Source organism: Arthrobacter pasteuri (assembly GCF_054510955.1).
This window is the reverse complement of record NZ_JBTNDO010000001.1, coordinates 1,854,351-1,878,288: the sequence shown is the minus strand read 5'-3', so window position 1 is coordinate 1,878,288 and position 23,938 is coordinate 1,854,351. Positions and strand designations below refer to the sequence as shown.

Here is a 23,938-nt window from a genome sequence, read left to right as displayed (position 1 = left end):
CCGCTGAGGATGGGTCTCCGGGGCAGCGCTGGCGCAGTTGAAACTCGAGATCAAACGCCAACGCGTCAACGACTCCAGCACCAAATGCCGGGACGCAGGCATAGACCTAGGGAGTAGGCGACCGATCTTCAGCGACAGCCGGATCGCCAACGCCCGCCGACTCATCGAGCAGGGCCGACCGTAAGCGCGGGCTATCCGCGCGGTGGAGGGCGCGGTAAGGGATCTCTCAGCGGATTATTGTAGGGCGGAGCAGATAGCTGGGTCGATCAGTTCCGCCCTGTACAGCTCATGCTGGCCAGCCATGCTGATCACTTCCTGCTCGGTCCGGTCGGTGTATACGATCCGCCCAACCTCTTGAATCGTCACGCCTTCACCCCGCTCATTCACAAGATAGCGAAATCCCACAATGGTCAGGTCTCCTGTCGCCGCGTCCCACGTCTGAATGAAGCGGCCCCTGATCACAATGGTCTTCTGCGTGCTCAGATTGACCCAGGTGTCGGCTGGCGCGGAGACGAACTGCTGGATCTTGGTGATATTGCCCTCAGAGTCCGTGAAACGGGTGAAGCGGGTCGATATGTCGCCGAAGCCCGAAGCTTTGAATGATCCGCAGTCGATTTCAAAGGTTCCAAAGTCTTCGAAGGGGCCCAAGCGTTCGGGCGCAGCTGCTGACGCACTGTTAGCTGAGACGAGGAGCGTCGCCGCAATCGCCAGTGGTGTGAGGAAACGTAGAGGGGACATGAGAGCGCCTTCCTGAGAGGTGGGGCGAGGCGTCGATTAGATAGGCGCTCCGTGAATAGAGCCTGCGCCTCGGCTATCGCCGGGTCAAGAGACACAGCAGACGTGTAACTGTGACGAGTCCATTCGGGGCAAGTTACATCCCCCTGACGACCGCATACTCTGCAACCCAGCGTGCCCGCAGGCCGGTCTTTCGCTGGGACACCTTTCGCTGGCATAAGCGAAGAGAGACCGTCCATATGGATATCGACGTCGTCGATTCTCGTAAGAGCCCACCCGGGAAAACGCCCGGTGATGGTGCCCTAAGTGAGACAGGCTTCGTCGATACCGGACGTCTCAGAGCCCCGGATCAGAGTGCCAAACACGAACGTATTTGCTACATCAACCGCCGACGCTGCCGATCCACCGTGAATCGCAGCGGTAAATGGCGCGATTCTGACAGCACTACATGGCCGCTTGCTCAGTTCCTCATGAACATCCCTAAGCGGTCGTTGACGGACGCCAACTCGCATCGATTGGCTCTTGGACACTTGACCTGAGGCTGTTCTCACGACTGATCCTCGGGCGACTCTTGCAAAGCCTCGAACTCCACGAGGGGTACCGAGTCCGCCTGCAACCCGAGCAGTCCCTGGAGCCCGCGTAATCATCGCAGGCTGATTACTTGTTCTGGAAACGGCGGGCGAGTTCGCGCAGGGCGGTGGCGTCCTGGCCTTCTGCTTCTGCGCGCTGGCGGGCGTCGTCGATGAAATCGAGATCCTGGCGGTTCACCTTGCCACCATGGTGGTAGGCGGTGAAGTCGGCGAAGTCGAGCGGCCTGGATTGCTGGGCCATGTGCCGGAACATCTGCAGGACGCCCTCAGGAGTGGTCTGCGCAGCGGCGGCTTTACCCGCGGCGCCGAAGACGTTCAGTTGCTGGATCTCGCGCATGCTGTTCGCGCCCAGCTGCCACGTCTCGTCTGTCGGGTCGATCTCGTCGGGGGATCGCCAGTTGAGGAGCCCCCAGGCGAGGGTCGGGGCGAGCATGGAGAACCCGATCGCCGATTCGGCTCCGGACTCAATCTTCACGGGGATGCCATTGGCGGTGTAGAGGGCGGCGAAGGTCTTGGCGAAGTTCGGGGAGCTGTCGTCGATGAGGAACCGTTCCGGACCGAGGTGCTTGACGGCGTAGTCCGCCTGGGCGAGCAGGTCCGCGTCGACGCTCGGGTCCGCGGGGAGGTTCGCGGCACCGACCTCGTGGACCAGGGCGTTGGTGTTACCCATAGTGACCTGTTCCTCGGACAGACCGGACTGGGAGAGGAACCAGGAAATGACTTCGATGCCGACGGCGTTGAGGACGACACCCGTCTTCGTGCCGTGGAACGCCCGTCCGATCTCCTTGGTCAAGGTCAAGCCCGCCTCGGTCTGCAGGGAGGCGTTGTCGAGGGTGACGATGAGGACATCCAGCCGCTGGCCGGACAGGGCGGCGGGGTCGGTGATGACGTCGTAGCCGGAGAACTGGTCGAGGGTGTTGTCATCGTAGGAATACATGACCTGCGGGCGGGAGAGCTGTTCCTGGCGGTGCGGGCGGACGAGGAAGGTGACCTTGATGCGGGCGCGGATGAGGTCATAGGCGGCGTTGACGCCGACGGATCCGGCTCCCACGATACCGATGGAGGGGATGGAGTCAGTCATGATCGTGGTCCTTCGTGTCGGGTGGGTCGGAGGCTCTGATGAAGGACGTCAACCCGGGGGATCAGTCGTCGCTGACGTTGATGGTGACGGTGATGTTGCCGCGGGTGGCGTTGGAGTAGGGGCATACCTGGTGTGCTGCGTCCGCGAGTGACTGTGCGTGGTCGTGGTCCAGGTCGGGGATGACGACTTCGAGGTCGACGGCGAGCACGAAGCCGCCCTGCGCATCGGGTCCGATGTGGACACGGCTTCCGACAGAGCTGTGGTCTATCTTCACTTTCTGGGTTCGGGCGACCATTTGGAGTGCGGAGTGGAAGCATGCGGCGTATCCGGCGGCGAACAGTTCTTCAGGGTTCGCTCCGCCGCCGGCGCCGCCCATTTCCTTCGGGGTTGCCAGGTCCATGTCGAGTGTTCCGGTGGTGGTCGTGACGTGGCCGTTGCGGCCGGCGCCGGTAGCGAGTGCTTCAGCGGTGTAGATGATGTCCATAGCGGGACCTTTCAAAAGATGGGTGAGTCCGGTAAACGAGTCCGGCGGGGTGAGTCCGGTTGGGGGTGCGCCAGGGGTACGCATGATGACACGAGCCGGTCGAGGATCACCCGCGGAGGGCGCAGCCGTGAGCCTGCCCTGGAATTCATCGCTTGACCGGCGTCATTAATCAGGAGGTTGTGTCGCCGTCGGCGAGGCGGGGGTCGGGTCCGAGCTGTTCGGGGAGGCCGAGGTGGTCGCGCAGGGTAGAGCCCTGGTAGTCGTCGGGCCGAAGGCCACGACGGCGCAGGATCGGGATGACGTGGTCGACGAAGTCGTCGAACCCGTCGTGGACATCGTCGATGACGATTGTGAAGCCGTCGGTGACGCCTGCGTCCCACCATTCCTGGAACATGTCCGCGACCTGCTCGGCAGTTCCGACGACTCCTGGATTCGGGTCGAGGACTCCGTGGCCGAGGATCTCCCGTGGGGTTCGGCCCTGGCTCGCGAGTCGGTGCGCGAGGGTTTCCTGCTGATTTCCGGAACGTGCGTGTAGTCCCTGGACCTGAGTAACCGTCAGTGGCTTGTCCCTGTCGGCCGAATCCAGGCGCAGACCGAGCATCCTGGAAAGCTGGCTGATGCGCGACTCGATGCCGGCGGCGTCTTCCAGTGCCATGCGCCGCTCGACGGCTTCCTGCTGTGTTGCGCCGAGCCCGAAGCCGACAAAGGAGAGATACTTCGCCTCGTCCGGGTTCCGCCCGGTGTTCTCGGTCACGGACCGGATGATGTCCCGCTGGGAGCGGGCGTCAGCCATGGAGTAGGGGTTACCGATGATGCCGTTGGCGTACATGCCTGCGGCCTGGATGCCGGCGCCGCTGGCGAACGGCATGAAGATGACCGGCTGGCCCTGCTCCGACGGCGGGATCTGCAGTGGTCCACGGGATCCGACCTGACGACCGTGGAGGTTGATCGGCTGGATGTGGGACGTGTCAGCGAATCGCCCGGTGACCTTGTCCGGGGCGCCGGCCTCCCTCCCCCAGCTCGCCCAGAGTGCCTGGGTGATCTGGATGACCTCGTGCAGCCGCCCGTATTTTTCCTCTTTCGAGGGCACGGGGCGGCCGTAGTTGGCGAAGGCTTCCGGTTCGTAGCTGGGGATGAGGTTCCATCCGGCGCGGCCGTGGCTCATCACGTCCAGTGCCCGGAGCTGGCGTGCGATGCCGTAGGGCTCGTTGAACGACGTCGACATCGAAGGGACCAGGCCGACCTTCTTCGTGGCGTATGCCATGGCGCCCATCAGCATCACCGGGTCGATCGACACGATGGGAGGCCCCGACTCCAGGTCTCCCCAGATGAAGACCCGGTCCGGGTAGAAGAGGTAGTCCAGCCCGCCCCGCTCGGCGATCTTGGCGGTGCGCACGTGGGTCTCAACGTCGGTATAGGCGTCGGGGTCAGCCCACGGCATCCGCCACGCACCCGGGTGAGCGCCATACGTCGTCCCCAAAACCGTTCCGAGCAACATCGGATTTTTCTCCATGGCCGTCCTTCTTCTCGCCAACAACTGACCCCAAAAGCAGAGGGTCTCTTAATAACGAGAATACGGAGACACCCTCCGCTTTGCAAGGTGATGATCACTCACGGTGCGGCAGACCTCGTGCTGGTAGGGCGAAGGGCGTGCTCGGTCGGTTCGGTTAGATGGTTTCGGGGCGGTGGATGCTTTCGGCTCCGCCGTCGAGGAAGATGACCTGCCCGGTCACGTGGGTGTTCTCGGCACTGGCCAGCCAGACCAGCAGTGCTGCCGGCGCCTCCGGCGGCGCGGCAGGTCCGTTCAGCGGTGAGGGGGCTCCTGCGTCGAGGATCGCGCGGCCTTCGGCCGTGGCCAGGACCGGGGCGGTCATTGGTGTCGCGATGACGCCGGGGGCGACGGCGTTCAGCGCGATGCCAGCCCCGGCCCACTCAGGGGTCGGGGCCTGGGCGCGGACCCACCGGGCGATGGCGTATTTCGAGGTCGTGTAGATGAAACTACCGCCGGACGCGTTGACCGTCGTACCGATCCGCTCGGCCTCCCGGAGCGCTCCGGGTTCGTCATCGGCCATCAGGCGTTCGAAGAGTGCGTCGTCGGTCTCCTGGATGGCGGCGATCGAGGACACCACGACGGCGCGGGGAGCCTCGGAGCGGACCAGCAGGTGACGGAGTCCCTCGACCGCGGCCCTGGCGGCGAAGTAGTTCACGCTGACCGTGATCGGGTCCGGGGCGACGAGACCGGCGACGGCGATCACGGCGTCGACCCGACCACCGCTCAGGTTAGTGACCTGCTCGACGAGTATTGCGCGTCCCTCGGCGGTACTGAGGTCAGCGGTGATGTCGGCGTCCCGGAGATCCACGCCGATCACCGTCTGCCCCTCCGCGCGTAGCCGTTCGGCGGTTGCCTTGCCGATCCCCGACGCCGCGCCGGTGATCACCGTCGTCCTGATCATGATGTTTCTCCTGTACGTGAGGTCTGGTTATGAGGGTCTGGCTGTCGACATGTGGGCATGCAGTTGCTGCACACAGAACTCAAAAGCTGCTGAACCAGGTGTCTCCACGAACGGCGCCAGAGCCACTCGGGCAACGACCAACCCGGCTCGGCGTTCTCGATCACCCCGGCTGGCTGAAGTGTCCGCTAGGTGGCGGGGATCATCCAGCCGGACTTGTGGACGGCCTGCAGCACGATTGCTGAGGAGTCATCGGCGAGAACGGCACCACTGACCCATGCCGTGGCCAGCACTCCGAGGAACAGGTCACGGCCCCGGACCCACTCCTGGGCGCGGTGCTCGCGTTGAGCTGCGACGAGGAACCCCTCAGTGGCCGTGATGAAGTTCTCGCACGTCGTCGCCAGCGGAGAGGACTCCTCGAACAACGCAACACGCAGCGGCTCGGGCAGTCCATCGAAAGCGGTCGAGTAGTCATAGAGCGCTTCCAGCCACTGCTCCAGGGCGCGGCCAGTGTCCGGCTCGTCGCGTTCGATCACGTCGCGGCGGTCGAAGAGCTCGTCGTACCGGGCCTGAAGAAGCGCCGCGATCAGAGCCTCGCGCGTCGGGAAGTGCCGGTACAACGTCCCCGCACCCACACCAGCCCGCTTCGCGATCGTGTCCAGCGACCCCGAAACGCCTTCCTCGGAGAAGAACTCCTGGGCCACCTCGAGGATGTGCGATCGATTGCGTTTCTTGTCGGCACGCATTCGAGGGGCACTTGTCCCTGTAGTCATGTCAGCTCCTTCGTCGACGAAACGGAGACTACCTCCTCTCCATAGGAAGCCGCAAAACAGCAACACCCCACCACTGCACGGCGTTCTACATGACGCTCGACAGGAAGCTCATATGACGAAACGGAGACAGTCTCCTTGACGAGGACACGCCCCGGCCCGTAGCCTCACCGGGGAAGCGGAGTGTGGCTCCGTATCGGGTTTGTATTACGAGAAGGGCCGGATCCGGCATGAGTCAACACCTGGACACCGCTGTGGCGGGGCCTCCCACACCCGCACCAGTACCCTCACAGGTGCGGGATCGCCTGAGCCCTGATGAGGTCGTGGTCATCACTGTTCTGTCATTGAGTGCCTTCGTGATGATCCTGAGCGAACTCGCGATGGGTGTGGCGTTGCCGCAGGTCATGGACGAGTTGCAGGTAACTGCCAGTGTCGGGCAATGGCTCACTACCGCCTACGCGCTGACGATGGCCGTGATCATTCCCTCCTCGGGTTTCCTGATGCAGCGTTTCAGCTTGCGGCCACTGTTCCTCGCGACCATGGGGCTGTTCACCCTCGGAACGGTCATCGCGGCGGTGGCACCGGGTTTCGAGCTCCTGCTCATCGGCCGTATCGTCCAGGCCATCGGAACGGCGGTCCTGCTGCCGATGCTCACGACCACCGCGATCCGCCTGGCGCCCGAGGGTAGACGGGGCCAATTGATGGCGATCACCACCGCTGTCCCGGCCGTCGCCGGCGCGATCAGCCCCGCCATCTCCGGCATCGTCGTGGCGCAGCTGAGCTGGCGCTGGATCTTCCTGCTGGTCCTGCCACTGGCGGTCCTCGCCCTGGTCCTGGGCGGCTGGAAGATCCGCAACCTCGACCCCACGACGGCGGTCAGGATCGACCTCCTCTCCCTCGTTCTCGCCGCGATCGGCTTCGGCGCCCTGCTCTACGGGCTCTCCACGATCGGTGAGTCCCACGGAGGCACCTCACTGCTGATCGCCGGAGCAGCACTGGTTACCGGCGTGCTGGGAACGGCCGCGTTCGTCGCCCGGCAGTGGCGCCTGCAGCGCCGGGACGCGGCCATGCTGGACATGCGCGTGTTCGCGCACCGCGACTTCAGCCTCTCCACCGCCATCTTCCTAGCCATGGTGATGACCGCCTTCGGCCTCAACGTTGTGTTCCCCCTCGTCCTGCAGAACGTCCTCGGACTCGGCGCACTCGAAACCGGGCTGCTCCTCATCCCCGGAGGGGCCGCGATCGCAATTACCGCAGCATCCGTCGGCCGCGTGTATGAGCGCGTCGGACCCCGCCTCCTCGTAGTCTCCGGCGCTGTCATGGCCGCTGTCGGCTGGGCGCTGCTGAGTACCGTCACCCCGGACACGGCCATCGGCATCCTCCTGGCCCTGCACCTGCTGATCAGCATCGGGCTTGCGTTCATGTGGACGCCGTTGTTCACCCTCGCCATGGGTTCCCTGCCACGCCACCTCTACCCTCACGGCAGCGCCGCCCTGAACACCCTTCAGCAACTCGGCGGGGCCGCAGGCATCGCCGTCCTCATCACCGTCCTGACCTTGTTCACCGGCGCCCAGAATGAAGATGCCGGTGCGTCACTGGAAGGCATGCGGGCCGCGTTCATCGCCGCACTGATCCTGACTCTCGCCTCAGCCGTCGGCGCGATCCTGCTTCCTCGCCGCGCAGGAACAGTCCCGACAGACCTCCCCGCAGGGCACTAATCAAGAGTGCTGACATAGCCACCACCACCGGTGCTGGCGCAACTGCCTGCTCCGCTGACCGAAAGCCCGGCCCACGTGCCCCGTTCCACGGCTTGAAGCGGCACAGGGCAGTAACAGACAGAACTGGACGCGGAGATCACCTCCGTACATGAGTAAGGATGACGATGCACAACTCAACGAACGATTCGACAGTTCACGCGAACGGCGTAGACGTAATCGGGCACATGGTGCGGGAAGACGTCATGGATGAGCCGACCGCTCAGGCGATGCGGCATGTGACAGGCGCCTTCCCGACCGGCATCAGTCTCGTCGCGGCGATCGTCGATGGACGTCCCGTGGGCCTACTGGCAAACTCGTTCACCTCCGTGTCCCTGGATCCGCCACTCGTGTCGGTCAACGTCGCCCTCACATCTACGACCTGGCCGGCTATTCGCAACACCACACGATGGGGCATCAGCATCCTCAGCACCAACCACGCCGACAAGGTCAAGATGCTCTCCCGCCCCGCAATCGAACGATTCACCGACATCGATTGGTACCAAACCGAAGACGGGGCCGTACTGCTCACCGGATCCTCAGCAACCTTCGAGGTCAGCCTGGAAACCGAAGTCGACGCCGGCGATCACGCTCTGGCCCTCCTACGAGTCCACGGTCTGCACCGGGATACCAACACCAGCCCTTTGGTCTTTCATGGCAGCCGACTTCGCCAACTCGCCGCATAACTCCAGCCCTGAGATCAGTCTCAGCGTCACGTCACGTCACGGAAGTCACATGCGTATTGGTGAATTGGCGAAAAAGACCGGGGTCGCGGCGCGGATGCTGCGGTACTACGAGGAACAGGGCCTGATGTCCCCGCGTCGCCTCGACAACGGGTACCGGGTCTATGACGACTACCTGGTGGAGCGTGTGGAAACGATCCGGGGGCTGGTCGACTCCGGAGTACCGACGCGGATCATCTCGGACATCCTGCCGTGCCTGGACCAGCCGCAGACCATCGTCGTGCAGAACGTCGAGCCCGGGTTGCGCGACATCCTGATGACGGAGCGTGACCGCATGACGGAGAAGATCGACTTCCTCAGCCATACCCGGGAATCACTCACTCGGTACATCGAAGCGATCGATGTGGCGGCGACCCAGAACCGATCAGCCCGTAAGGACTGACCCGGTGCCAGTGCTCTGAGTAATCGTTCACGCCACACCATCAAGCGCAGCTCAAAGAACCCTCTCTTCAATGAACGAACGTTCATAGGACACTTTCTTCGAGAAGCAGCGGGAACGGCGCGCCGTGTTCCATGGCCCGTGTCCGAGAGCTATGTGCACTGAGGCACGTTGACGGTACAGATCGGACCATGGCAGCTGTTGGATACGCGCGCGTTTCGACTAGGGAGCAGAATCTCGATGGTCAGACCGACGTGCTCGAAGCTGCCGGGTGCGAAAAGGTCTTCATCGAGCACGCCTCCGGTGTCCTCGCGAAACGTCCCGCCCTCGATGATGCGCTGGACTACCTGCGTGCCGGTGACACCCTGGTCGTGACGAAGCTCGACCGGTTAGGCCGGTCGGTTCGGAATCTGAAGGAAGTCGTCGACGGACTTGAGAAGCGGGGCGTCGGGTTGAGGGCTCTCTCCCAGGGCATTGACACAACCACCCCCGGGGGACGGTTGTTCTTCCACATGCTCGCTGCGATCGCGGAGTTCGAGCACGATCTCATCGTGGAACGCACGAAGGACGGTCTGGCTGCGGCCAGGGCGCGGGGCGGGAAGGGCGGTGGCCGAATCAAGATGAGCACAACGAAGATTCGGCAGGCGCGTGCGATGTATGACGAGAAGACGTATACGGTGCAGCAGATAGCCGAGACGTTCGGGGTCTCGCGGGGCACGATTTACCGGCACCTTGGCGAAGACGTCAGAGCTTAGGTCTGGTGAGTGGTCGTGGTGCAGCGCAGTCTCCAGGACAAGCTCGCACTCTTGCGCCAACACGACGAAGGTGTTCCGTGGGCGCGTATAGCCGCCGAATCAGGGGTGCCGTTGCGGACCCTGGCCCGGTGGGCCGCGAAACACCGTGCTGATGAGGGATCCACCAGCCTGCGCCGTTCAGCTCGGCCTGACCGCGGCACCCGGCATATTCCGTCGGAGCTCATCGAAGCAATCGAGGCACTGGCGCTGCGCAAACCTGAACCTACAATCGCGTTCATCCACCGGCGCGTGAGCGACATCGCCCTTGATCGCGGGCTTACGGCGCCCAGCTATTCCAGTGTGCGCTCGATCATCGCCGGGATCGACCCGGGACTACGGACCCTCGCCCAGCATGGAGACACCGCCTACCGGGACCGCTTCGAGCTGGTCTTCCGCTGCAGCGCGACCGGCCCGAATGAGCAGTGGCAGGCCGACCACACCCTGCTGGATGTCATGGTCCTCGACAAGGCTGGCGTCCCGGTCCGGCCCTGGTTGACCGTGGTCCTCGATGACTACTCGCGTGCCGTCGCCGGCTACACCGTCTTCCTCGGTGCCCCCACCGCGGAGCAGACCGCCCTGGCCCTGCATCAGGCCGTGAACCGCAAACACAATCCCGCCTGGACCGTGTCCGGTCTGCCCGATGTGCTCTACAGCGACCACGGATCAGATTTCACCTCAGTCCGCCTCGAACAGGACCGTTTGGACACCCACACCCGACTGATCCACTCACGAGTCGGTGTGCCCCAGGGCCGCGGGAAAATCGAACGGTTCTACGGCACCATCACCACCGAACTGTTGCCCCATTTGCCCGGCCACATCCCCCACGGCACGAACGGCACACCCATCTCACCGCCGACGTTGAACCTCCAACAGCTCGACGGGATCCTCGAGCAATTCATTGTCGAGGACTACAACCAGCGAACCCACTCGCAAACCGGAGAAACACCCTCCCATCGATGGGGTGCTTCCGGATTCATCCCGCGGAGCCCAGCCCGGCCCGATGACCTCGACCTACTCCTGTTGACCGCGGCCACCACCCGGAAAGTGCAGCGCGACGGCATCCAGTTCGCCTCTACCCGCTACATCTCACCAGTACTCGCCGCGTACGTCGGGGAGCAGGTCACTGTCCGTTTCAATCCACGTGACGTCGGCGAGATCCGCGTCTACTACAACGACGAGTACCTCTGCCGGGCCATAGCCTCAGAATTGGCCTCGACCGCCGTATCACTCGAAGACCTCCAAATCGCTCGTTCCGCGCGCCGGCGCAACCTCAAGAACCAGCTAAGCCAACGTCGCAGCCTCGCAGACGCCCTCCCCACTGACGCCCGCTACACGCCAGTTGAACCAGTCAATCCGAGCCAAAGCACGGCATTGACCATAGGCGCCGAAACCACCGCACCGACCACCCCACGACACGGATTGCGCCTCTATGCCACTGACTAGCCCCAAGAACAGCCTCTTCGGCAAAGCAGACGATGGACGCAGATTTCTCACGCGAGGTTTCAGGGAAATCAACGACAACCCACCGGCGATCCCGGATCGGCCTGCTCTCCAAAGCACCCGAGAGCACCGACGTTTCACCGAGTTCGCTGACACCGTCCGCGCGCACCGCTACATCGGACTCTGCTGGGGACCACCCGGCGTCGGCAAAACTCTCTCAGCCCGCCACTACGCCGCCACCGACGCCTGGGACCAATGGCGAGCCAACATCACCACCGACGCCACCGAGGATCTCGCACCGATACCAGAACGAGTACTCCAAGCCCGTACCGCTTTCTTCACCCCCACCGTCGCAGCAACCATCAAGCAAATCGACGAAGGGCTACCGCAGGCATGCCAACACATCTCCTACGCCGTGGACTATGCCGAACACGGCACCATCGACCCCTTCGTCCACACCGACTCCCGCTCTAGCGGACGAACCGAACTGCTCATCATCGACGAAGCCGACCGCCTCAAAGCCCCGGGTCTCGAACAAGTCCGCGACTACTTCGACCGCCACAACATGGGCGTCATCCTCATCGGTATGCCCGGCATCGAGAAAAGACTCGCCCGCTACCCCCAGCTCTACAGCCGCATCGGTTTCGCCCACGAATACCGAGCCCTGACAACCGAAGAACTCGCTGCTGTCCTCACCAAACGCCTTCCCACCACAGAGAACACCGCAGTCGATGACGGCATCGCTCACGCCACTGCCATCGCAACCATCATCCGTATCACGGGCGGCAACTTCCGCCTCGTTGACCGACTCCTCACTCAGATCACCCGCATCCAGGCTCTCAACAAACTCGAAACCCTCACACCCGAACTCGTCGATGCAGCCCGAGAAGTCTCCTCATCGGCCACTAACCGCTGTGAAAAACGTGCCACTTATCGCTGCGACTCACACGATCCACTCCTGGAAGCTCAATTCGTGTAGCGAAACCCAGTACCAGAATCTACGTTTCACTTCGCTCACTCACGCCGAGTTCCGCTACACCCAAGGGCACGGGCAGTTCCTGGGATTTGCGAGGCGCTGACGAACGATCACGACGCCGCGCTGCAGGTCGACGCGCTGAATGCTGCCGGCCGTGATTGAGCGCCGCTTCCTTACTCGACTCGTCGACACCTCGAGGAGGAGGGCCGACGATGTGACGGGTTCGTTATATGTCGTTGGGGACGCGGTATGTGACGAAATCGGCGTCGCGGAACGTCATGCGGCGCCTTGTCGCCGCACGTTCTGCACCCGGGACCGGGGTGCCGCTTACAGTGATCCCACCAACCATCAAGAGCGGCCGAGAGATCTGGCTTGTTGACGCCGCAGCAACCATTCCGCTGCCCTCCCCTCGGGAGAGCAGTGGAACCGGTGCTAATGCCAGAACCGATGGACATGCATCAGCGCACCCGCCAGCGGTCCCGACACGCCGGGATCGCCGGTTTCCGGCACGCATCCTGGTGCACTCCCTCGGACACACCGAGGAGCGGGGATGACGTTGAAGAAAGGGGCAGCGGTACCGCCGTCGCTGTCGTACGAGCTGTATCCGCCGGCCACCCCGGAAGCCGGGGATGCCGTGCTGCGGACGATCGACGAACTCGAGGCCACCCGTCCCGACTACGTCTCAGTGACCTACAGCGGCACACCCGCGAGGCGCCGGGCCTCGATCGAGTTGATCGGGCACCTGACCAGCAACACCAGGCTGCGCCCGCTGGCCCACCTCTGTTGCGTGGGGGAGACACGGGCGAGCCTCGACCTGTTGGTGCGGCAGCTCGTCGCACTGGGGGTGAGGGGCATGCTGGCCCTCCGCGGAGACCTGCCGCAGGATCCGCAGGCACTGCGCGGCGAGCTTCCCTTCGCCCAGTCCCTGGTGGAACTGATCCGGGAGGTCGAGGCCCGGCACGGGGCCGCGCTCGCCGGCGGTCGGCTGGCGGTGGGGGTGGCGGCCTACCCGAACCGGCACCCGGAATCGCCGTCGTTCCTGCACGACGTCGAGGTGCTGGTCTCCAAACAGCGGTCCGGTGCCGACTTCGCCATCACGCAGGTGTATTTCGACCCCGCCCACTACATCCGCCTGCTGACCGCGGCCCGGGCCGCGGGAGTCACCATCCCGATCATCCCCGGGGTGATGCCCCTGGGGAACATCCGCCGGCTCGAACGGCTGGCCGGAATGACCGGCGTCCGTCCCGACCCCGCCCTGCTGCACCGGCTGGAGACCGCCTCGGGTGAGGCCGAACGCCGGCGGATCGGCGTGCAGGCAGCGGCCGTCTTGGCCCGGGCGGCTTTCGAGGCTGGGGCCCCGGGCGTGCACCTGTTCACCTTCAACGACCATCGCGCGTCCATCGGGGTCATCGAGGAGATCGACCTGCCGGCGGCGCGCTCGCCGGACGCCGTCCCGGCCTGAGCCTGCCCCCCGAATCTGAACCACGACCTGCCACACCTTCCAGAGGAGAACACCATGAGCACCGAGAACACCTTCCCTGCCGCCACGATCCTCGGCTACCCGCGCATCGGGCCCGGCCGGGAGCTGAAGAAAGTTGTCGAGGCCTACTGGGCGGGCCGCCTGGACGAGGCCGGCCTGCAGCATGCTGCCGACCAGTTGCAGGACCGCACTGTCGCCCGACTCGTGGAACTGGGACTGGATCACGGGGATTCCTCCATCCCGGCCGACTTCGCGCTCTACGACCAGGTCCTGGACGCGAGCGCGGCACTGGGAGCGCTGCCGGCCCGGTTCGCAGACCTGGCCGGGGAGGACGGTTCCGTGGACACCGCGGGCTACTTCACGCTGGCCCGGGGCGACGGCGACCGCGCGCCGCTGGAGCTGACCAAGTGGTTCGACACCAACTACCACTACCTGGTGCCCGAGATCGGCCCGGAAACACCGTTCGTCCCGGTGGCGCACCGCCTGACCGCGACCGTCCGCCGGCAGCGCGAGCGCGGCGCGGTGCTGCGCCCGGTGCTCGTGGGCCCCGTGACCTACCTGCTGCTGGCCAAGCCCGAGGACGGGGCACCCGCCGGTTTCGACCCGCTGGAGAGGATCGACGACGCCGTGGCGGCCTACGCGGGCATCCTCGCGTCGCTGGCGGAAGCGGGGGCCGAGTGGGTGCAACTGGACGAGCCGGGCCTGGTCGGCGACCGCGGCGGCGAGCTGGCAGCACCGGGCGGGCTGGTGGAGCGGGTGTACCGGCAGCTGGCCGGCACGGCGGGACGGCCGGCCCTGCTGGTCACCACCGGCTACGGCACCGCCGGCGATCCGGCGAGGCCGGGCCAGACGCTCGCCGTGCTCGCCGCCGCGGGCGTGGAGGCGGTCCACGCTGACCTGGTCCGGGGATCCCGGCCCTCCGCCGAGGCGCTGCGGTCACTGGGCGGCACTCGTCTGGTCGCCGGCGTCGTGGACGGTCGGAACGTGTGGTGCAACGACTTGCGGGTCTCGTTGGGGGTGCTGGAGGAGCTGCAGCAGGAGACGGGAGCGCCGGTCACGACGGCGACGTCCACCTCCCTGCTGCACGTACCGCACGACGTGCAAGCCGAGACGGGGCTGCCGGAGCACCTGCCGGCCTGGCTCGCCTTCGCGGACCAGAAGGTGCGAGAGGCAGTGGTGCTGGCGCGCGGCCTGGCCGGGGGACGCCCGGCCGTCGCCACGGAACTCCAGGACGCGGAGGAGGCCCTGGGCCACCGAGCGCGGTTCGACGGCGTCGTGGTGGATTCGGTGCGGACGCGTACCGGCGGCCTGACCGAGGAGGCCTTCACCCGCGGCCCTGCCGATCGGCGGGCAGAGGTGCAGCAGGAGCGGCTGGGGCTGCCGTTGCTGCCGACCACCACCATCGGGTCCTTCCCGCAGACCAACGAGGTGCGCGGCGCCCGCGCCGCGGTCCGCAGCGGCAGCATCCCGCAGGTGGAGTACGAGCAGTTCCTGCGCCAGGAGATCGCGAACGTGGTGCGGTTGCAGGAAGGCCTCGGACTGGACGTGCTGGTGCACGGTGAACCCGAGCGCAATGACATGGTCCAGTATTTCGCGGAGAACCTCGACGGCTTCGCCGCCACGGAGCAGGGGTGGGTACAGTCCTACGGGTCGCGCTGCACACGTCCGTCCATCCTCTGGGGGGATGTGTCACGTCCTCGGGCGTTCACGGTTCCGTGGATCAGCTACGCGCAGTCGCTGACCGAGCGACCGCTCAAGGGCATGCTCACCGGCCCGGTCACCATCCTCGCCTGGTCCTTCGTCCGCGACGACCAGCCGCTGGGCGAGACGGCCAACCAGGTGGCGCTGGCCCTGCGGGACGAGATCACCGACCTCGAGGCTGCCGGCATCGCCATCGTCCAGGTGGACGAGCCCGCCCTGCGCGAACTGCTGCCGCTCCGCTCGGCCGACCACCAGGCATACCTGGACTGGTCCGTCCGCGCGTTCCGGCTGGCGACCGCCGGCGCCGCCGACGGGACCCAGATCCACACGCACCTGTGCTACTCGGAATTCGGTGAGGTCATCTCGGCCATCGACGGGCTGGACGCGGATGTCACGAGCATCGAGGCGGCCCGTTCCCGGCTCGAAGTCGTCGCGGACCTGGCCCGCTTTGGTTACTCCCGCGGCATCGGCCCGGGCGTCTACGACATCCACTCACCACGCGTGCCCTCCGAACAGGAGATCACCGGTCTCATCGACACGGCACTGGCCGCCCTCCCGGCGCAGCAGCTGTGGATCAACCCCGACTGCGGCCTGAAGACCCGCGGCTACGACGAAACGGTCCTCTCGCTGCGCAACCTCGTCGCCGCGACCAGGACCGCGCGTGAGAGCGCCCGCCTCTCGACGGCGGAGCAGGCCCTGGCGCGTTCCTGACGTTCCTGCAGGAGGACCTGGCCGCCGCGCTGGAGAAGATACATCGGGCCCGGCGGAACGCGCGGGGCTCAGCTCCGCTGCTCCTGTGGGGCTGCCAGGTCCTTGGTGAACGCCAGGTGCAGAACGGTCTCCGGGTCGGCGGCCAGGTCGAAGCCCGGGCGGTAGCCCGTGGCGAGGTAGAGGTTCTTCGCCTCCGGCTGACGCGGGCCCGTGGTGAGGTAGATCCGGCGGTAGCCGCGACGCTCGGCCTCCGCCTCGAGTTCGGTCAGTACCCGGCGGGCCAGGCCGCGCCGGCGGTGCTCGGCGTGGGTCCAGATCCGCTTGAGCTCGGCGGTCTGCTCGTCATACCGGCGGAAGGCCCCGCCGGCCACGGTCTGCCCCTCCTCCTGCAGGATCAGCAGCGCGCCGTGCGGCGCGGCGAACTCCTCCGCGGGATAGCGGCGCATCTCCTTGCCGGCGCCACCGAACAGGGTCCCGTACCTGCTGTCGTACTCCTCGATCAGCCCGTCCACCAGCGGCTGCACGCGGGAATCCTCCAGCGGCAGGTGCAGCACCGTCAGTTCCGGGAGGGCCCCGAGGGGCAGGGAGTTCGTCATCAGGGATCCTTCAGGCTCAGGTCGGGTCGGGTCAGGTCAGGGACGAATGGAGCTGGGTGATGCTGGCTGCGAGCCGGGCACTGGAGAAGCTGTCCGGAGGGGCGGCGGGCAGTTCCAGCAGGTCGGTGAGGATCCTCCGTGCCAGGGCATCGCTGTCCCGGAACGGGGCGGCGTTGCTGGAAGGTCGGGAGAACGCCCCGCCGCTCCAGCCGGAGGCAGCGGGTCCGACGGCATACAGGCCCGGACGGGTGCTCCCGTCCGCGGCGACGAGCCGCGAGGAGGAATCGACCAGCACCTTCCCGGTGCCGCCTGCCGTCGCTTCGATGCCCGTGCGCTCCTCGGAGCCGAGGCCCGACTCCGACAGTGACCGCAGCAGCGGGTTAGCGGAGCCCGCCAGGGAGGGGCCGGGCAGCCGGGCCTCGATGAGCGCGCTCGCCGTCACCGTGGAGGGCGCCTGCGGTGAGGACGCCGTGAAGAGTCCGAGTTCCTCGTCGGTGCCCACCTGCAGCTGTGGGCCGAGGAACCTGACAAGGCCGGCCTCGTGCAGCGCCAGCAGTTCCCGCAGCCGACGGGCCGGCGGACCGGAGTCGACGTAGCTGAAGAAGCCGTGCCACCAGCCGCTGACCAGGGGGCGCGAGACGGGTGTGAGCGCGTCCATCGGCACCAGCCGGCCCAGTTCGAAGTACACGTACAGCAGCCCCAGGAACAGCCCGAGGGTCTCCGAATTCGCGCCGCCGTCGCGCAGCCGCAGGTCCTCGCGGATGTGGCCCGCCACGGTGTGCTGCACGTCCTCAGGACAGCCGAAGTGCATCCCCGCCAGCGGATGGTCGAGTTCCTCGAGCTCCAGCCGGTCCGCGGCGTCGGGGACGGCCTGCTCCACGAGTGCCCGCCGGTCGTCCGAGTACCAATCAGCGGCGTCGAAGCGGGGCAGGAAGTCGGACCAGGGCAGGGCCACGCGCTCCGGGTGCCCGGTGAACAGCTCGCGGTAGTAGCCGAAGGCGGCGTCCTTGGCCAGCAGCGGCCACAGATGCTGCCGGAAATCCAGTTGGCCGTGCACCTCGAGCAGGGCGGCGACGGCGCCGGCGGTCAGGTAGCGCGAGGGGCCCGCCGGTTCACCGCGCAGCAGCGAACTGATCTTGGAGCGGTACGGGACGCCCCGGCGGGACCCTGCCCACAGCACCGGTTCGTTCCCGGAGGCGATGTACCGGAGGGTGCCGCCGGGCGCGTCGACGAACTGCCCGCCGCGGCCTTCCATCAGCAGCACCACCAGGTCGATGAACGCCAGCCCCATACCGGAGACGATGGCCTCCTGCCCTGGCCGCAGGGCGGAGAAGTCGACGTCGTTCGTGTAGGCCGGCGGCGCATGGAAGAGGCCGTGCCGGGCCGCGAAGCCGGCATAAGCGACGGACCGGGGCTCCGGTTCCGAATCGGTATGGCCGACGGTCACCACCACGGCGTCCGCGCGCAGCACGGCGCCCGACGCCAGCACCACACGGTAGCCGGCGCCGTCGGCCGCCACGTCCACGGCCAGGTCCCGGTGGACGGTCACCGGCACCTGCGGACCGAGGGCCTCGACGGCCCGGGAGAAGAACCACTCGAGGTACAGGCTCTGCAGGCGGCGCGTGGGGAACGTCGTGGGGAGGAGGGCACGCAGCTGCCGGCGTAGGTCCTCGTCCGGTACCTCCACGTCCGGAATACTGCCGTCCACGACGCCCCGCGCCCAGTCGACGAGCCCGGGTCCCGCGACAGCAGGACCGGCACACTGCACCGAGTCGTCGGTGAACATGGTGACGTCGGCAGCCAGGGAATTGAGCATCAGCAGCGGGCTCTGGTCCCGCCGCCAGATCCGGCCGGAGCCCGGCCGGTGCGGCTCCACGACGTGCACGGCCAGGGGCCCGGCAAAGAGCCCGGGTCGATTGGCGGCAAGCCGTTCCAGGATCAGGGCCGCCCGCGGACCGCCGCCAATGAGGACGACGGCGGCCTCCCGGCCTTCGCGCGGTCGGCCCGGCACGCTGTCGATCGTCATGGCGCTCCTTCCCGGGCAGCATTCGGGCCCGCGGTCCTGCCCATCCTAGGAGCCGGCGGGGAACCGCCGCAGGGCGTCGGTAACCCGCCTTCACCGGCCGAAACATTACGCAACAAGGGGTCATGAACCGTCCTGGCCGGTCCCGCGGCGGACCCAATGCGTCCCCGGTTTACTCCACGTGAACCCGGTTTTGGGGGCGCGGCCCTCCCTGTTCTAGGTTCAGGCCACCGGCCCGATTTTCTCGGATCCGGAAGCCGGCTGCACTGCGCAGGCAAGGCCGCAGGACAAGAGGAGGTGGCGCATGAGTGCCGCAGCACCGAGAAGTGAGACCCGCCCGGAGACGACGGCGCCGGACGCTGCCCTGCCTTCGGCACCGGGCGACGCCGGCCTTGCGCCCTCGGGTGACGCCGGCACTCCGCCGTCGGGCGGAACCGCACCCCGCACCGCCCGCGACTACTCCGGATACCCCGTGGTGGCCGCCCGCCACCCCTGGCGCTGGGCCGGCACCGCGCTGGTGGCCCTCGTGGTCGCGGCGATCCTGTGGTCGCTGCTGACCAACCCGCGGTGGGAATGGGACGTCGTCGCGCAGTGGTTCACGGCCGAGTCCGTGCTCCGCGGCCTGGGCGAGACCCTGAAACTGACGGCTATCGCCGGAACCCTCGGGTTCATCCTGGGCTTCATCCTGGCGCTGATGCGGCTGTCCTCCTCGCCGCTGCTGGTCTCGGTGTCCTGGACATTCTCCTGGATCTTCCGCTCCGCGCCGCTCCTGGTGCAGCTGCTGCTCTGGTACAACCTCGGCTACCTCTACGAGAAGATCTCATTGGGGATCCCGTTCACCGACGTGCGCTTCTTCGAGGTGCAGACCACCACGCTGATCAGCCAGTTCGCCGCCGCCATCCTGGGGCTGACGCTGAACCAGGCCGCCTATTCGTCGGAGATCATCCGCGGCGGCATTCTCGCCGTCGACCAGGGCCAGCTCGAGGCCGCTGCGGCACTGGGCATCCCCGCCTGGCGGCGGTCCACCCGGATCGTGCTGCCGCAGGCCATGCGGTCGATCCTGCCCACGGCCTTCAACGAGATCATCGGCCTGGTCAAGGGCACGTCGATCGTCTACGTGCTGGCCTACTCGGAGCTGTTCTACACGGTGCAGGTCATCTACAACCGCACCCAGCAGGTCCTTCCCCTGCTGCTGGTGGCCACCGTCTGGTACGTGGTCATCACCTCCGTGCTCAGCGTCTTCCAGTACTACATCGAGCGCCACTACTCCAAGGGTGCCGTGCGTACCCTGCCGCCGACCCCGTTGCAGCGGGTCCGGCGCTTCTTCTCCACCCACGCCAAGACATCCGAGGTCGCACGATGAACCCGCCAGCCCGTCCGGCCGTCGCCGCTGCAGCGGCCACCCGCGGACTCGTGGAGATCAGCGACGTCCACAAGTCCTTCGGCCAGGTCGAGGTGCTGCGCGGTGTCTCGCTCACCGTCGAGCCGGGCGAGGTGGTGGTGATCCTCGGTCCCTCGGGGTCGGGCAAGTCCACCCTGCTGCGCACCATCAACCACCTGGAGAAAGTCGACGCCGGCCACATCTCCGTGGACGGCGAGCTGGTGGGGTACAAGGCGCGCGGGGGCAAACTCCACGAGCTGCGGGAGAAGGAGATCCTGGCCCAGCGCACCCACATCGGCATGGTGTTCCAGAACTTCAACCTCTTCCCGCACCTGACCGCCGTCGAGAACATCATCGAAGCCCCGGTCTACGCACAGCACCGCCCGCACGCCCCGGCACGGGCGCGGGCTCTGGAGCTGCTCGAACGCGTCGGGTTGTCGGACAAGGTCGACGTCTACCCGCGCCAGCTGTCGGGGGGCCAGCAGCAGCGCGTGGCGATCGCCCGGGCGCTGGCGCTGGATCCGAAGATCGTCCTGTTCGACGAGCCCACGTCCGCGCTCGACCCGGAACTGGTCGGCGAGGTGCTGGATGTGATCCGCGGCCTGGCGGATTCGGGCACGACGCTGATCATCGTCACGCACGAGATGGGCTTCGCCCGCGACGTGGCCGACCGCGTGGTGTTCATGGACCAGGGGCAGATCGTCGAGGAGGGCACTCCGGTGCAGATCTTCGGCGCCCCGCAGCACGAGCGCACCAAGGCCTTCCTCTCGAAGGTCATCGAACCGGCCTTCAACCTCTGAACCTCACGACCTCTCCCAGTCCCGCATCCGTCCGCAAGCAAGGGGAACACCCATGAAATCTCTCGAGCCTCGCCGACTTCCGGCACTGTCCGCAGCAGCCCTCGTCCTCCTGGCCCTGGCCGGCTGCGCCGACCCGGAAGCGGCAGCGTCCGGAACCGGTGAGTCCGCCGCGCCTGCCGAGAACGGCATCGTCTACAACCTGGCGCCGGAGCAGGACCGCGTCCGCGCGGAGAAGGATGACGACCTCGCCGCGCAGGTCCCGGCCGACATCGCCGAGGACGGCAAGCTGACCGTCGGGGTGAGCCCGTTCGCGGTCCCGCTGTCGGTCTACGCCACGGACGACAAGACCGTGATCGGCAACGAGACCGACATCGCCCAGCTGGTCGCCGACAAGCTCGGCCTCGAACTGGACCTTCAGGCCACCTCCTGGGAGAACTGGCCGCTGAAGACGCAGTCCGGGGACTTCGAAGCCGTGTTCTCCAATGTCGGCATCAACGGGGACCGCGTGCAGCTCTTCGACTTCGCCCCGTACCGTGCCGCGTTCATGGCCTTCGAAGCCCGCGAGGACTCGGACCTCACCGTCACCGGTTCCGCGGACATCTCCGGCAAGAAGGTCGCCGTCGGCTCCGGGACCAACCAGGAGAAGATCCTGCTGGCCTGGAACAAGGAGCTCGAGGACGCCGGCAAGGCCCCCGCCGAACTGCAGTACTACGGCAACGACGCGGACACCATCCTGGCGCTCTCCTCCGGCCGGCTGGACCTGAACCTCTCCCCGTACCCGAGCGCCACCTACCGCGAGAACACCCGTGACGACCTGAAGATCGTCGGCAAGGTCAACGCCGGCTGGCCGTCGGAGACCCTGGTCGCGGCCACCACGCTGCGTGACAACGGGCTGGCCGAGCCGCTCGCGGGGGCCATCAATTCCGCCATCGAGGACGGCAGCTACGCCGAGGTGCTGGAGCGCTGGGGTCTGTCCGACGAGGCCATCCCCGAATCGACCGTGGTGAACGCCGCGAACTTCGGCAAGTAGGACCAGCCATGAAACCCCGGGTCCCGGACATCATTCCTCACCGAAGGAACCCGGTGACCGGGAGCATCGCCGCCCACACCAGCAGGAGCAACCATGCCCACGCACACTGAGATACCGACCTTCACCGCCGACTGGGAGCAGTGGCACGCTGCACACGAACGCCACCGCGCACACCCGCACGGTTTCCTTGCCGTCACCCACCTGCACTGGCTGGGGACCACCTCCGTCCGGCTGGAAGGAGCCCCCGGAGTCTGGAGCGTCGAGGACGACGCCGTGCGGATCGTCCTGGAGCCGGGCGAGAGCCTGCAGCGCGACGGTCAGGAGCTGAACACGGAGGACGGCGCTCCGATCACGATCGGCCCCATCGAGGAGCGGGGCGGGATCGACCTCGTTGCAGGCGAAGCGGTGATCGAGGTTGCCAAGCGTGGGGGCCGGTACGTCGTCCGGCCCCGCAGTCCGCACACTGCCCTGCTGCGGGATTACCGCGGGACGCCCGCCTATGCACCGAACCCTGAGTTCTCCGTCGCCGGCACCTTCGTGCCGTTCCCCACGCCTCGCCCCACCACGGTGGGTGCCGCCGTCGAAGGCATCCAGCACGTCTACGAAGCGCCGGGCGAGATCCGCTTCGAGCTGGCCGGCCAGGAACTGGCCCTGACGGCATTCAACGGCTTCACCCCCGGATCGCTCCTCGTGCTGTTCACCGATCGCACGTCCGGCCGCACGACGTATGCCGCCAACCGCTCGCTGTCCGTGGTCCCGGCTGCGGACGGGTCCGTGCAGCTGGATTTCAACCGCGCCGTGAACCTGCCCTGCGCCTACACGGACCTCGCAACCTGTCCGCTGCCACCGGCGGAGAACCGGCTGCCGGTGGCCGTCGAAGCCGGCGAGAAGATCCCCTACGAGCGTCAGGACCAGCAGTGAGCACGATCGACGACCGCACGACAACAGCCAGGGCCGGGTTCCTGGCCATCGAGCTCGACGGAGCCGGGTGGGACGGAACGGGATTCGGAAGCACCGAAGGCTTTGCGAGCCTGACTGAAGCCGTCCTCGCCGCCGAATCCGCAGGTTTTCACGTGGCCACCTTCGCCGACGCACCGCGTGCCGGCCGTGCGAACGCCCTGCAGCGCGCTGCCTACGCCGGACCGGTCACGCGGACCATCGCGCTGGTTCCCGAGGTGGACACCGTCTACACCGAGCCCTTCCACGTCTCCACGCAGCTGGCGAGCCTCGACTACGTCTCCGGCGGCCGTGCCGGGTGGATCGCAACGGCAGCGGAAGTCCCCGAAACGGCAGCTGCCGTAGGCCGCGAGAACGTGAGCGGCAGCGCCCTGGCGCAGGAAGCTGCCGCCTCGATCGAGGTCTCCCGCCGCCTGTGGGACTCGTGGGAGGACGACGCCGTGATCCGCGACGTCGCCACGGGCCGGTACATCGACGCGGACAAGCTGCACTACGTCGACTACGAGACCCCGGCGGGCTTCGGCGCCCCCTACTCCGTCAAGGGCCCGTCCATCATCCCCCGACCACTGCAGGGACAGCTGCCGATCCTTGCTCCCGCCTCGATCGTGGGTGCGGGGCAGGTCCTGGCGGACGCCGTCGATGCCGTGCTCGTCACCGCTCCGACACCCGAACTGCTGACCGCGGAGATCCGGGACGTCCGGCACCGGCTGGGAGCGGCAGTGGCGATCGTCGGTGAGCTCGACGTCGTCCTGGACGCCCGAGGGCAGGCCGCCGTGGAGCGGGCCACCGATCCGGCGAGCGGCCGCGCACGGTACGTCGGTTCTGCAGCCGACCTCGTGGACTTCCTCGAACCGCTCCTGGCGGAAGCAGACGGCGTCCGTCTGCACCCGGCGTCGCTCGCCGTGGAACTGGACGAACTCGCCCGGTGGGTCCTGCCCGAGCTGAGGCGCCGCGGCGCACTCCGCCCACCGGTCCAGGACGGCACCTTCCGGGACCTGCTGGGACTTCCACGCCCGGCCAGCCGCTACGTCCACCCGTCCACCACCGCCGGAAACTAGGGGAT

21 protein-coding genes and 1 riboswitch are annotated in these 23,938 nt (G+C 66.8%); of the genes, 13 read left to right on the top strand and 8 right to left on the bottom strand.

The genetic code is table 11. The features are described 5' to 3' along the window. Nucleotides 1-234 precede the first annotated feature (234 nt). From ACX80H_RS08885 to ACX80H_RS08860, 6 genes are all read right to left on the bottom strand, one after another. Nucleotides 235-738: a hypothetical protein gene (locus ACX80H_RS08885; protein WP_459312621.1), complete on the bottom strand. Its 504-nt coding sequence runs from the start codon at nt 736-738 to the stop codon at nt 235-237. Between the two features lie 654 nt (nt 739-1,392). Continuing rightward, nucleotides 1,393-2,406 (bottom strand): ketopantoate reductase family protein, encoded by a 1,014-nt coding sequence (locus tag ACX80H_RS08880; RefSeq protein ID WP_459312619.1) that lies wholly within the window; start codon nt 2,404-2,406, stop codon nt 1,393-1,395. A gap of 61 nt (nt 2,407-2,467) precedes the next feature. Further along, a complete protein-coding gene (locus ACX80H_RS08875) occupies nt 2,468-2,890 on the bottom strand; it encodes an organic hydroperoxide resistance protein (protein WP_459312618.1) in 423 nt (140 codons plus the stop codon). 169 nt (nt 2,891-3,059) lie between these two features. Next, complete coding sequence (locus ACX80H_RS08870; RefSeq protein ID WP_459312616.1) at nt 3,060-4,403, bottom strand: NtaA/DmoA family FMN-dependent monooxygenase; 1,344 nt, start codon at nt 4,401-4,403, stop codon at nt 3,060-3,062. Nucleotides 4,404-4,557: 154 nt separating this feature from the next. After that, on the bottom strand, nt 4,558-5,343 hold the full coding sequence (locus ACX80H_RS08865) for an SDR family oxidoreductase (RefSeq protein WP_459312614.1): 786 nt from the start codon (nt 5,341-5,343) through the stop codon (nt 4,558-4,560). 185 nt (nt 5,344-5,528) lie between these two features. Beyond that, nucleotides 5,529-6,113 carry a TetR/AcrR family transcriptional regulator gene (locus tag ACX80H_RS08860; protein WP_459312613.1) on the bottom strand — a complete coding sequence of 195 codons (585 nt, stop codon included), beginning with the start codon at nt 6,111-6,113 and terminating at the stop codon, nt 5,529-5,531. A 320-nt stretch (nt 6,114-6,433) separates the two neighbouring features. Here ACX80H_RS08860 and ACX80H_RS08855 point away from each other — a divergent pair, with 320 nt between their 5' ends. From ACX80H_RS08855 to metE, 8 genes are all read left to right on the top strand, one after another. Continuing rightward, nucleotides 6,434-7,828: a DHA2 family efflux MFS transporter permease subunit gene (locus tag ACX80H_RS08855; RefSeq protein WP_459312611.1), complete on the top strand. Its 1,395-nt coding sequence runs from the start codon at nt 6,434-6,436 to the stop codon at nt 7,826-7,828. Nucleotides 7,829-7,992: 164 nt separating this feature from the next. After that, complete coding sequence (locus tag ACX80H_RS08850) at nt 7,993-8,550, top strand: flavin reductase family protein (protein ID WP_459312609.1); 558 nt, start codon at nt 7,993-7,995, stop codon at nt 8,548-8,550. Between the two features lie 49 nt (nt 8,551-8,599). Continuing rightward, nucleotides 8,600-8,989, top strand: a complete 390-nt coding sequence (locus ACX80H_RS08845; protein ID WP_459312608.1) for a MerR family transcriptional regulator — start codon at nt 8,600-8,602, stop codon at nt 8,987-8,989. A gap of 188 nt (nt 8,990-9,177) precedes the next feature. Next, on the top strand, nt 9,178-9,741 hold the full coding sequence (locus tag ACX80H_RS08840; protein WP_459312607.1) for a recombinase family protein: 564 nt from the start codon (nt 9,178-9,180) through the stop codon (nt 9,739-9,741). 9 nt (nt 9,742-9,750) lie between these two features. Further along, nucleotides 9,751-11,223 (top strand): TnsB C-terminal domain-containing protein, encoded by a 1,473-nt coding sequence (locus ACX80H_RS08835; protein ID WP_459312605.1) that lies wholly within the window; start codon nt 9,751-9,753, stop codon nt 11,221-11,223. Next, a complete protein-coding gene (locus tag ACX80H_RS08830; RefSeq protein WP_459312603.1) occupies nt 11,210-12,199 on the top strand; it encodes an AAA family ATPase in 990 nt (329 codons plus the stop codon). The genes ACX80H_RS08835 and ACX80H_RS08830 overlap by 14 nt, the downstream gene beginning before the upstream one ends. Before the next feature lie 339 nt (nt 12,200-12,538). Next, nucleotides 12,539-12,650, top strand: a riboswitch (SAM riboswitch). Nucleotides 12,651-12,746: 96 nt separating this feature from the next. Then, nucleotides 12,747-13,658, top strand: coding sequence for a methylenetetrahydrofolate reductase (locus tag ACX80H_RS08825; RefSeq protein WP_459312602.1), 912 nt, complete (start codon nt 12,747-12,749; stop codon nt 13,656-13,658). A 54-nt stretch (nt 13,659-13,712) separates the two neighbouring features. Then, entirely contained in the window at nt 13,713-16,088 is a 2,376-nt protein-coding gene (metE, locus tag ACX80H_RS08820; RefSeq protein WP_459312600.1) for a 5-methyltetrahydropteroyltriglutamate--homocysteine S-methyltransferase, read from the top strand. A 68-nt stretch (nt 16,089-16,156) separates the two neighbouring features. Here metE and ACX80H_RS08815 read toward each other — a convergent pair whose 3' ends face one another. Further along, on the bottom strand, nt 16,157-16,684 hold the full coding sequence (locus ACX80H_RS08815; RefSeq protein WP_459312598.1) for a GNAT family N-acetyltransferase: 528 nt from the start codon (nt 16,682-16,684) through the stop codon (nt 16,157-16,159). 31 nt (nt 16,685-16,715) lie between these two features. Next, entirely contained in the window at nt 16,716-18,710 is a 1,995-nt protein-coding gene (locus tag ACX80H_RS08810) for an FAD/NAD(P)-binding protein (protein WP_459312596.1), read from the bottom strand. Nucleotides 18,711-19,011: 301 nt separating this feature from the next. Here ACX80H_RS08810 and ACX80H_RS08805 point away from each other — a divergent pair, with 301 nt between their 5' ends. The 5 genes from ACX80H_RS08805 (at nt 19,012) to ACX80H_RS08785 (ending at nt 23,933) form a co-directional block, all read left to right on the top strand. Further along, nucleotides 19,012-20,070 carry an amino acid ABC transporter permease gene (locus ACX80H_RS08805; RefSeq protein ID WP_459312594.1) on the top strand — a complete coding sequence of 353 codons (1,059 nt, stop codon included), beginning with the start codon at nt 19,012-19,014 and terminating at the stop codon, nt 20,068-20,070. Beyond that, complete coding sequence (locus ACX80H_RS08800; protein WP_459312593.1) at nt 20,067-20,888, top strand: amino acid ABC transporter ATP-binding protein; 822 nt, start codon at nt 20,067-20,069, stop codon at nt 20,886-20,888. The genes ACX80H_RS08805 and ACX80H_RS08800 overlap by 4 nt, the downstream gene beginning before the upstream one ends. A gap of 52 nt (nt 20,889-20,940) precedes the next feature. Further along, nucleotides 20,941-21,918 carry a transporter substrate-binding domain-containing protein gene (locus tag ACX80H_RS08795; protein ID WP_459312591.1) on the top strand — a complete coding sequence of 326 codons (978 nt, stop codon included), beginning with the start codon at nt 20,941-20,943 and terminating at the stop codon, nt 21,916-21,918. A gap of 93 nt (nt 21,919-22,011) precedes the next feature. Further along, a complete protein-coding gene (locus ACX80H_RS08790; RefSeq protein WP_459312590.1) occupies nt 22,012-22,839 on the top strand; it encodes a DUF1684 domain-containing protein in 828 nt (275 codons plus the stop codon). Beyond that, nucleotides 22,836-23,933 carry an LLM class flavin-dependent oxidoreductase gene (locus tag ACX80H_RS08785; RefSeq protein ID WP_459312588.1) on the top strand — a complete coding sequence of 366 codons (1,098 nt, stop codon included), beginning with the start codon at nt 22,836-22,838 and terminating at the stop codon, nt 23,931-23,933. The genes ACX80H_RS08790 and ACX80H_RS08785 overlap by 4 nt, the downstream gene beginning before the upstream one ends. Nucleotides 23,934-23,938: the final 5 nt, after the last annotated feature.

Excerpts from the sequence above, each read along its gene's own strand:
- ACX80H_RS08885 (WP_459312621.1), bottom strand. The coding sequence starts at position 738 with ATGTCCCCTCTACGTTTCCTCACACCACTGGCGATTGCGGCGACGCTC.
- ACX80H_RS08880 (WP_459312619.1), bottom strand. The coding sequence starts at position 2,406 with ATGACTGACTCCATCCCCTCCATCGGTATCGTGGGAGCCGGATCCGTC.
- ACX80H_RS08875 (WP_459312618.1), bottom strand. The coding sequence starts at position 2,890 with ATGGACATCATCTACACCGCTGAAGCACTCGCTACCGGCGCCGGCCGC.
- ACX80H_RS08870 (WP_459312616.1), bottom strand. The coding sequence starts at position 4,403 with ATGGAGAAAAATCCGATGTTGCTCGGAACGGTTTTGGGGACGACGTAT.
- ACX80H_RS08865 (WP_459312614.1), bottom strand. The coding sequence starts at position 5,343 with ATGATCAGGACGACGGTGATCACCGGCGCGGCGTCGGGGATCGGCAAG.
- ACX80H_RS08860 (WP_459312613.1), bottom strand. The coding sequence starts at position 6,113 with ATGACTACAGGGACAAGTGCCCCTCGAATGCGTGCCGACAAGAAACGC.
- ACX80H_RS08850 (WP_459312609.1), top strand. The coding sequence starts at position 7,993 with ATGCACAACTCAACGAACGATTCGACAGTTCACGCGAACGGCGTAGAC.
- ACX80H_RS08845 (WP_459312608.1), top strand. The coding sequence starts at position 8,600 with ATGCGTATTGGTGAATTGGCGAAAAAGACCGGGGTCGCGGCGCGGATG.
- ACX80H_RS08840 (WP_459312607.1), top strand. The coding sequence starts at position 9,178 with ATGGCAGCTGTTGGATACGCGCGCGTTTCGACTAGGGAGCAGAATCTC.
- ACX80H_RS08830 (WP_459312603.1), top strand. The coding sequence starts at position 11,210 with ATGCCACTGACTAGCCCCAAGAACAGCCTCTTCGGCAAAGCAGACGAT.
- ACX80H_RS08825 (WP_459312602.1), top strand. The coding sequence starts at position 12,747 with ATGACGTTGAAGAAAGGGGCAGCGGTACCGCCGTCGCTGTCGTACGAG.
- metE (WP_459312600.1), top strand. The coding sequence starts at position 13,713 with ATGAGCACCGAGAACACCTTCCCTGCCGCCACGATCCTCGGCTACCCG.
- ACX80H_RS08815 (WP_459312598.1), bottom strand. The coding sequence starts at position 16,684 with ATGACGAACTCCCTGCCCCTCGGGGCCCTCCCGGAACTGACGGTGCTG.
- ACX80H_RS08810 (WP_459312596.1), bottom strand. The coding sequence starts at position 18,710 with ATGACGATCGACAGCGTGCCGGGCCGACCGCGCGAAGGCCGGGAGGCC.
- ACX80H_RS08805 (WP_459312594.1), top strand. The coding sequence starts at position 19,012 with ATGAGTGCCGCAGCACCGAGAAGTGAGACCCGCCCGGAGACGACGGCG.
- ACX80H_RS08800 (WP_459312593.1), top strand. The coding sequence starts at position 20,067 with ATGAACCCGCCAGCCCGTCCGGCCGTCGCCGCTGCAGCGGCCACCCGC.
- ACX80H_RS08795 (WP_459312591.1), top strand. The coding sequence starts at position 20,941 with ATGAAATCTCTCGAGCCTCGCCGACTTCCGGCACTGTCCGCAGCAGCC.
- ACX80H_RS08790 (WP_459312590.1), top strand. The coding sequence starts at position 22,012 with ATGCCCACGCACACTGAGATACCGACCTTCACCGCCGACTGGGAGCAG.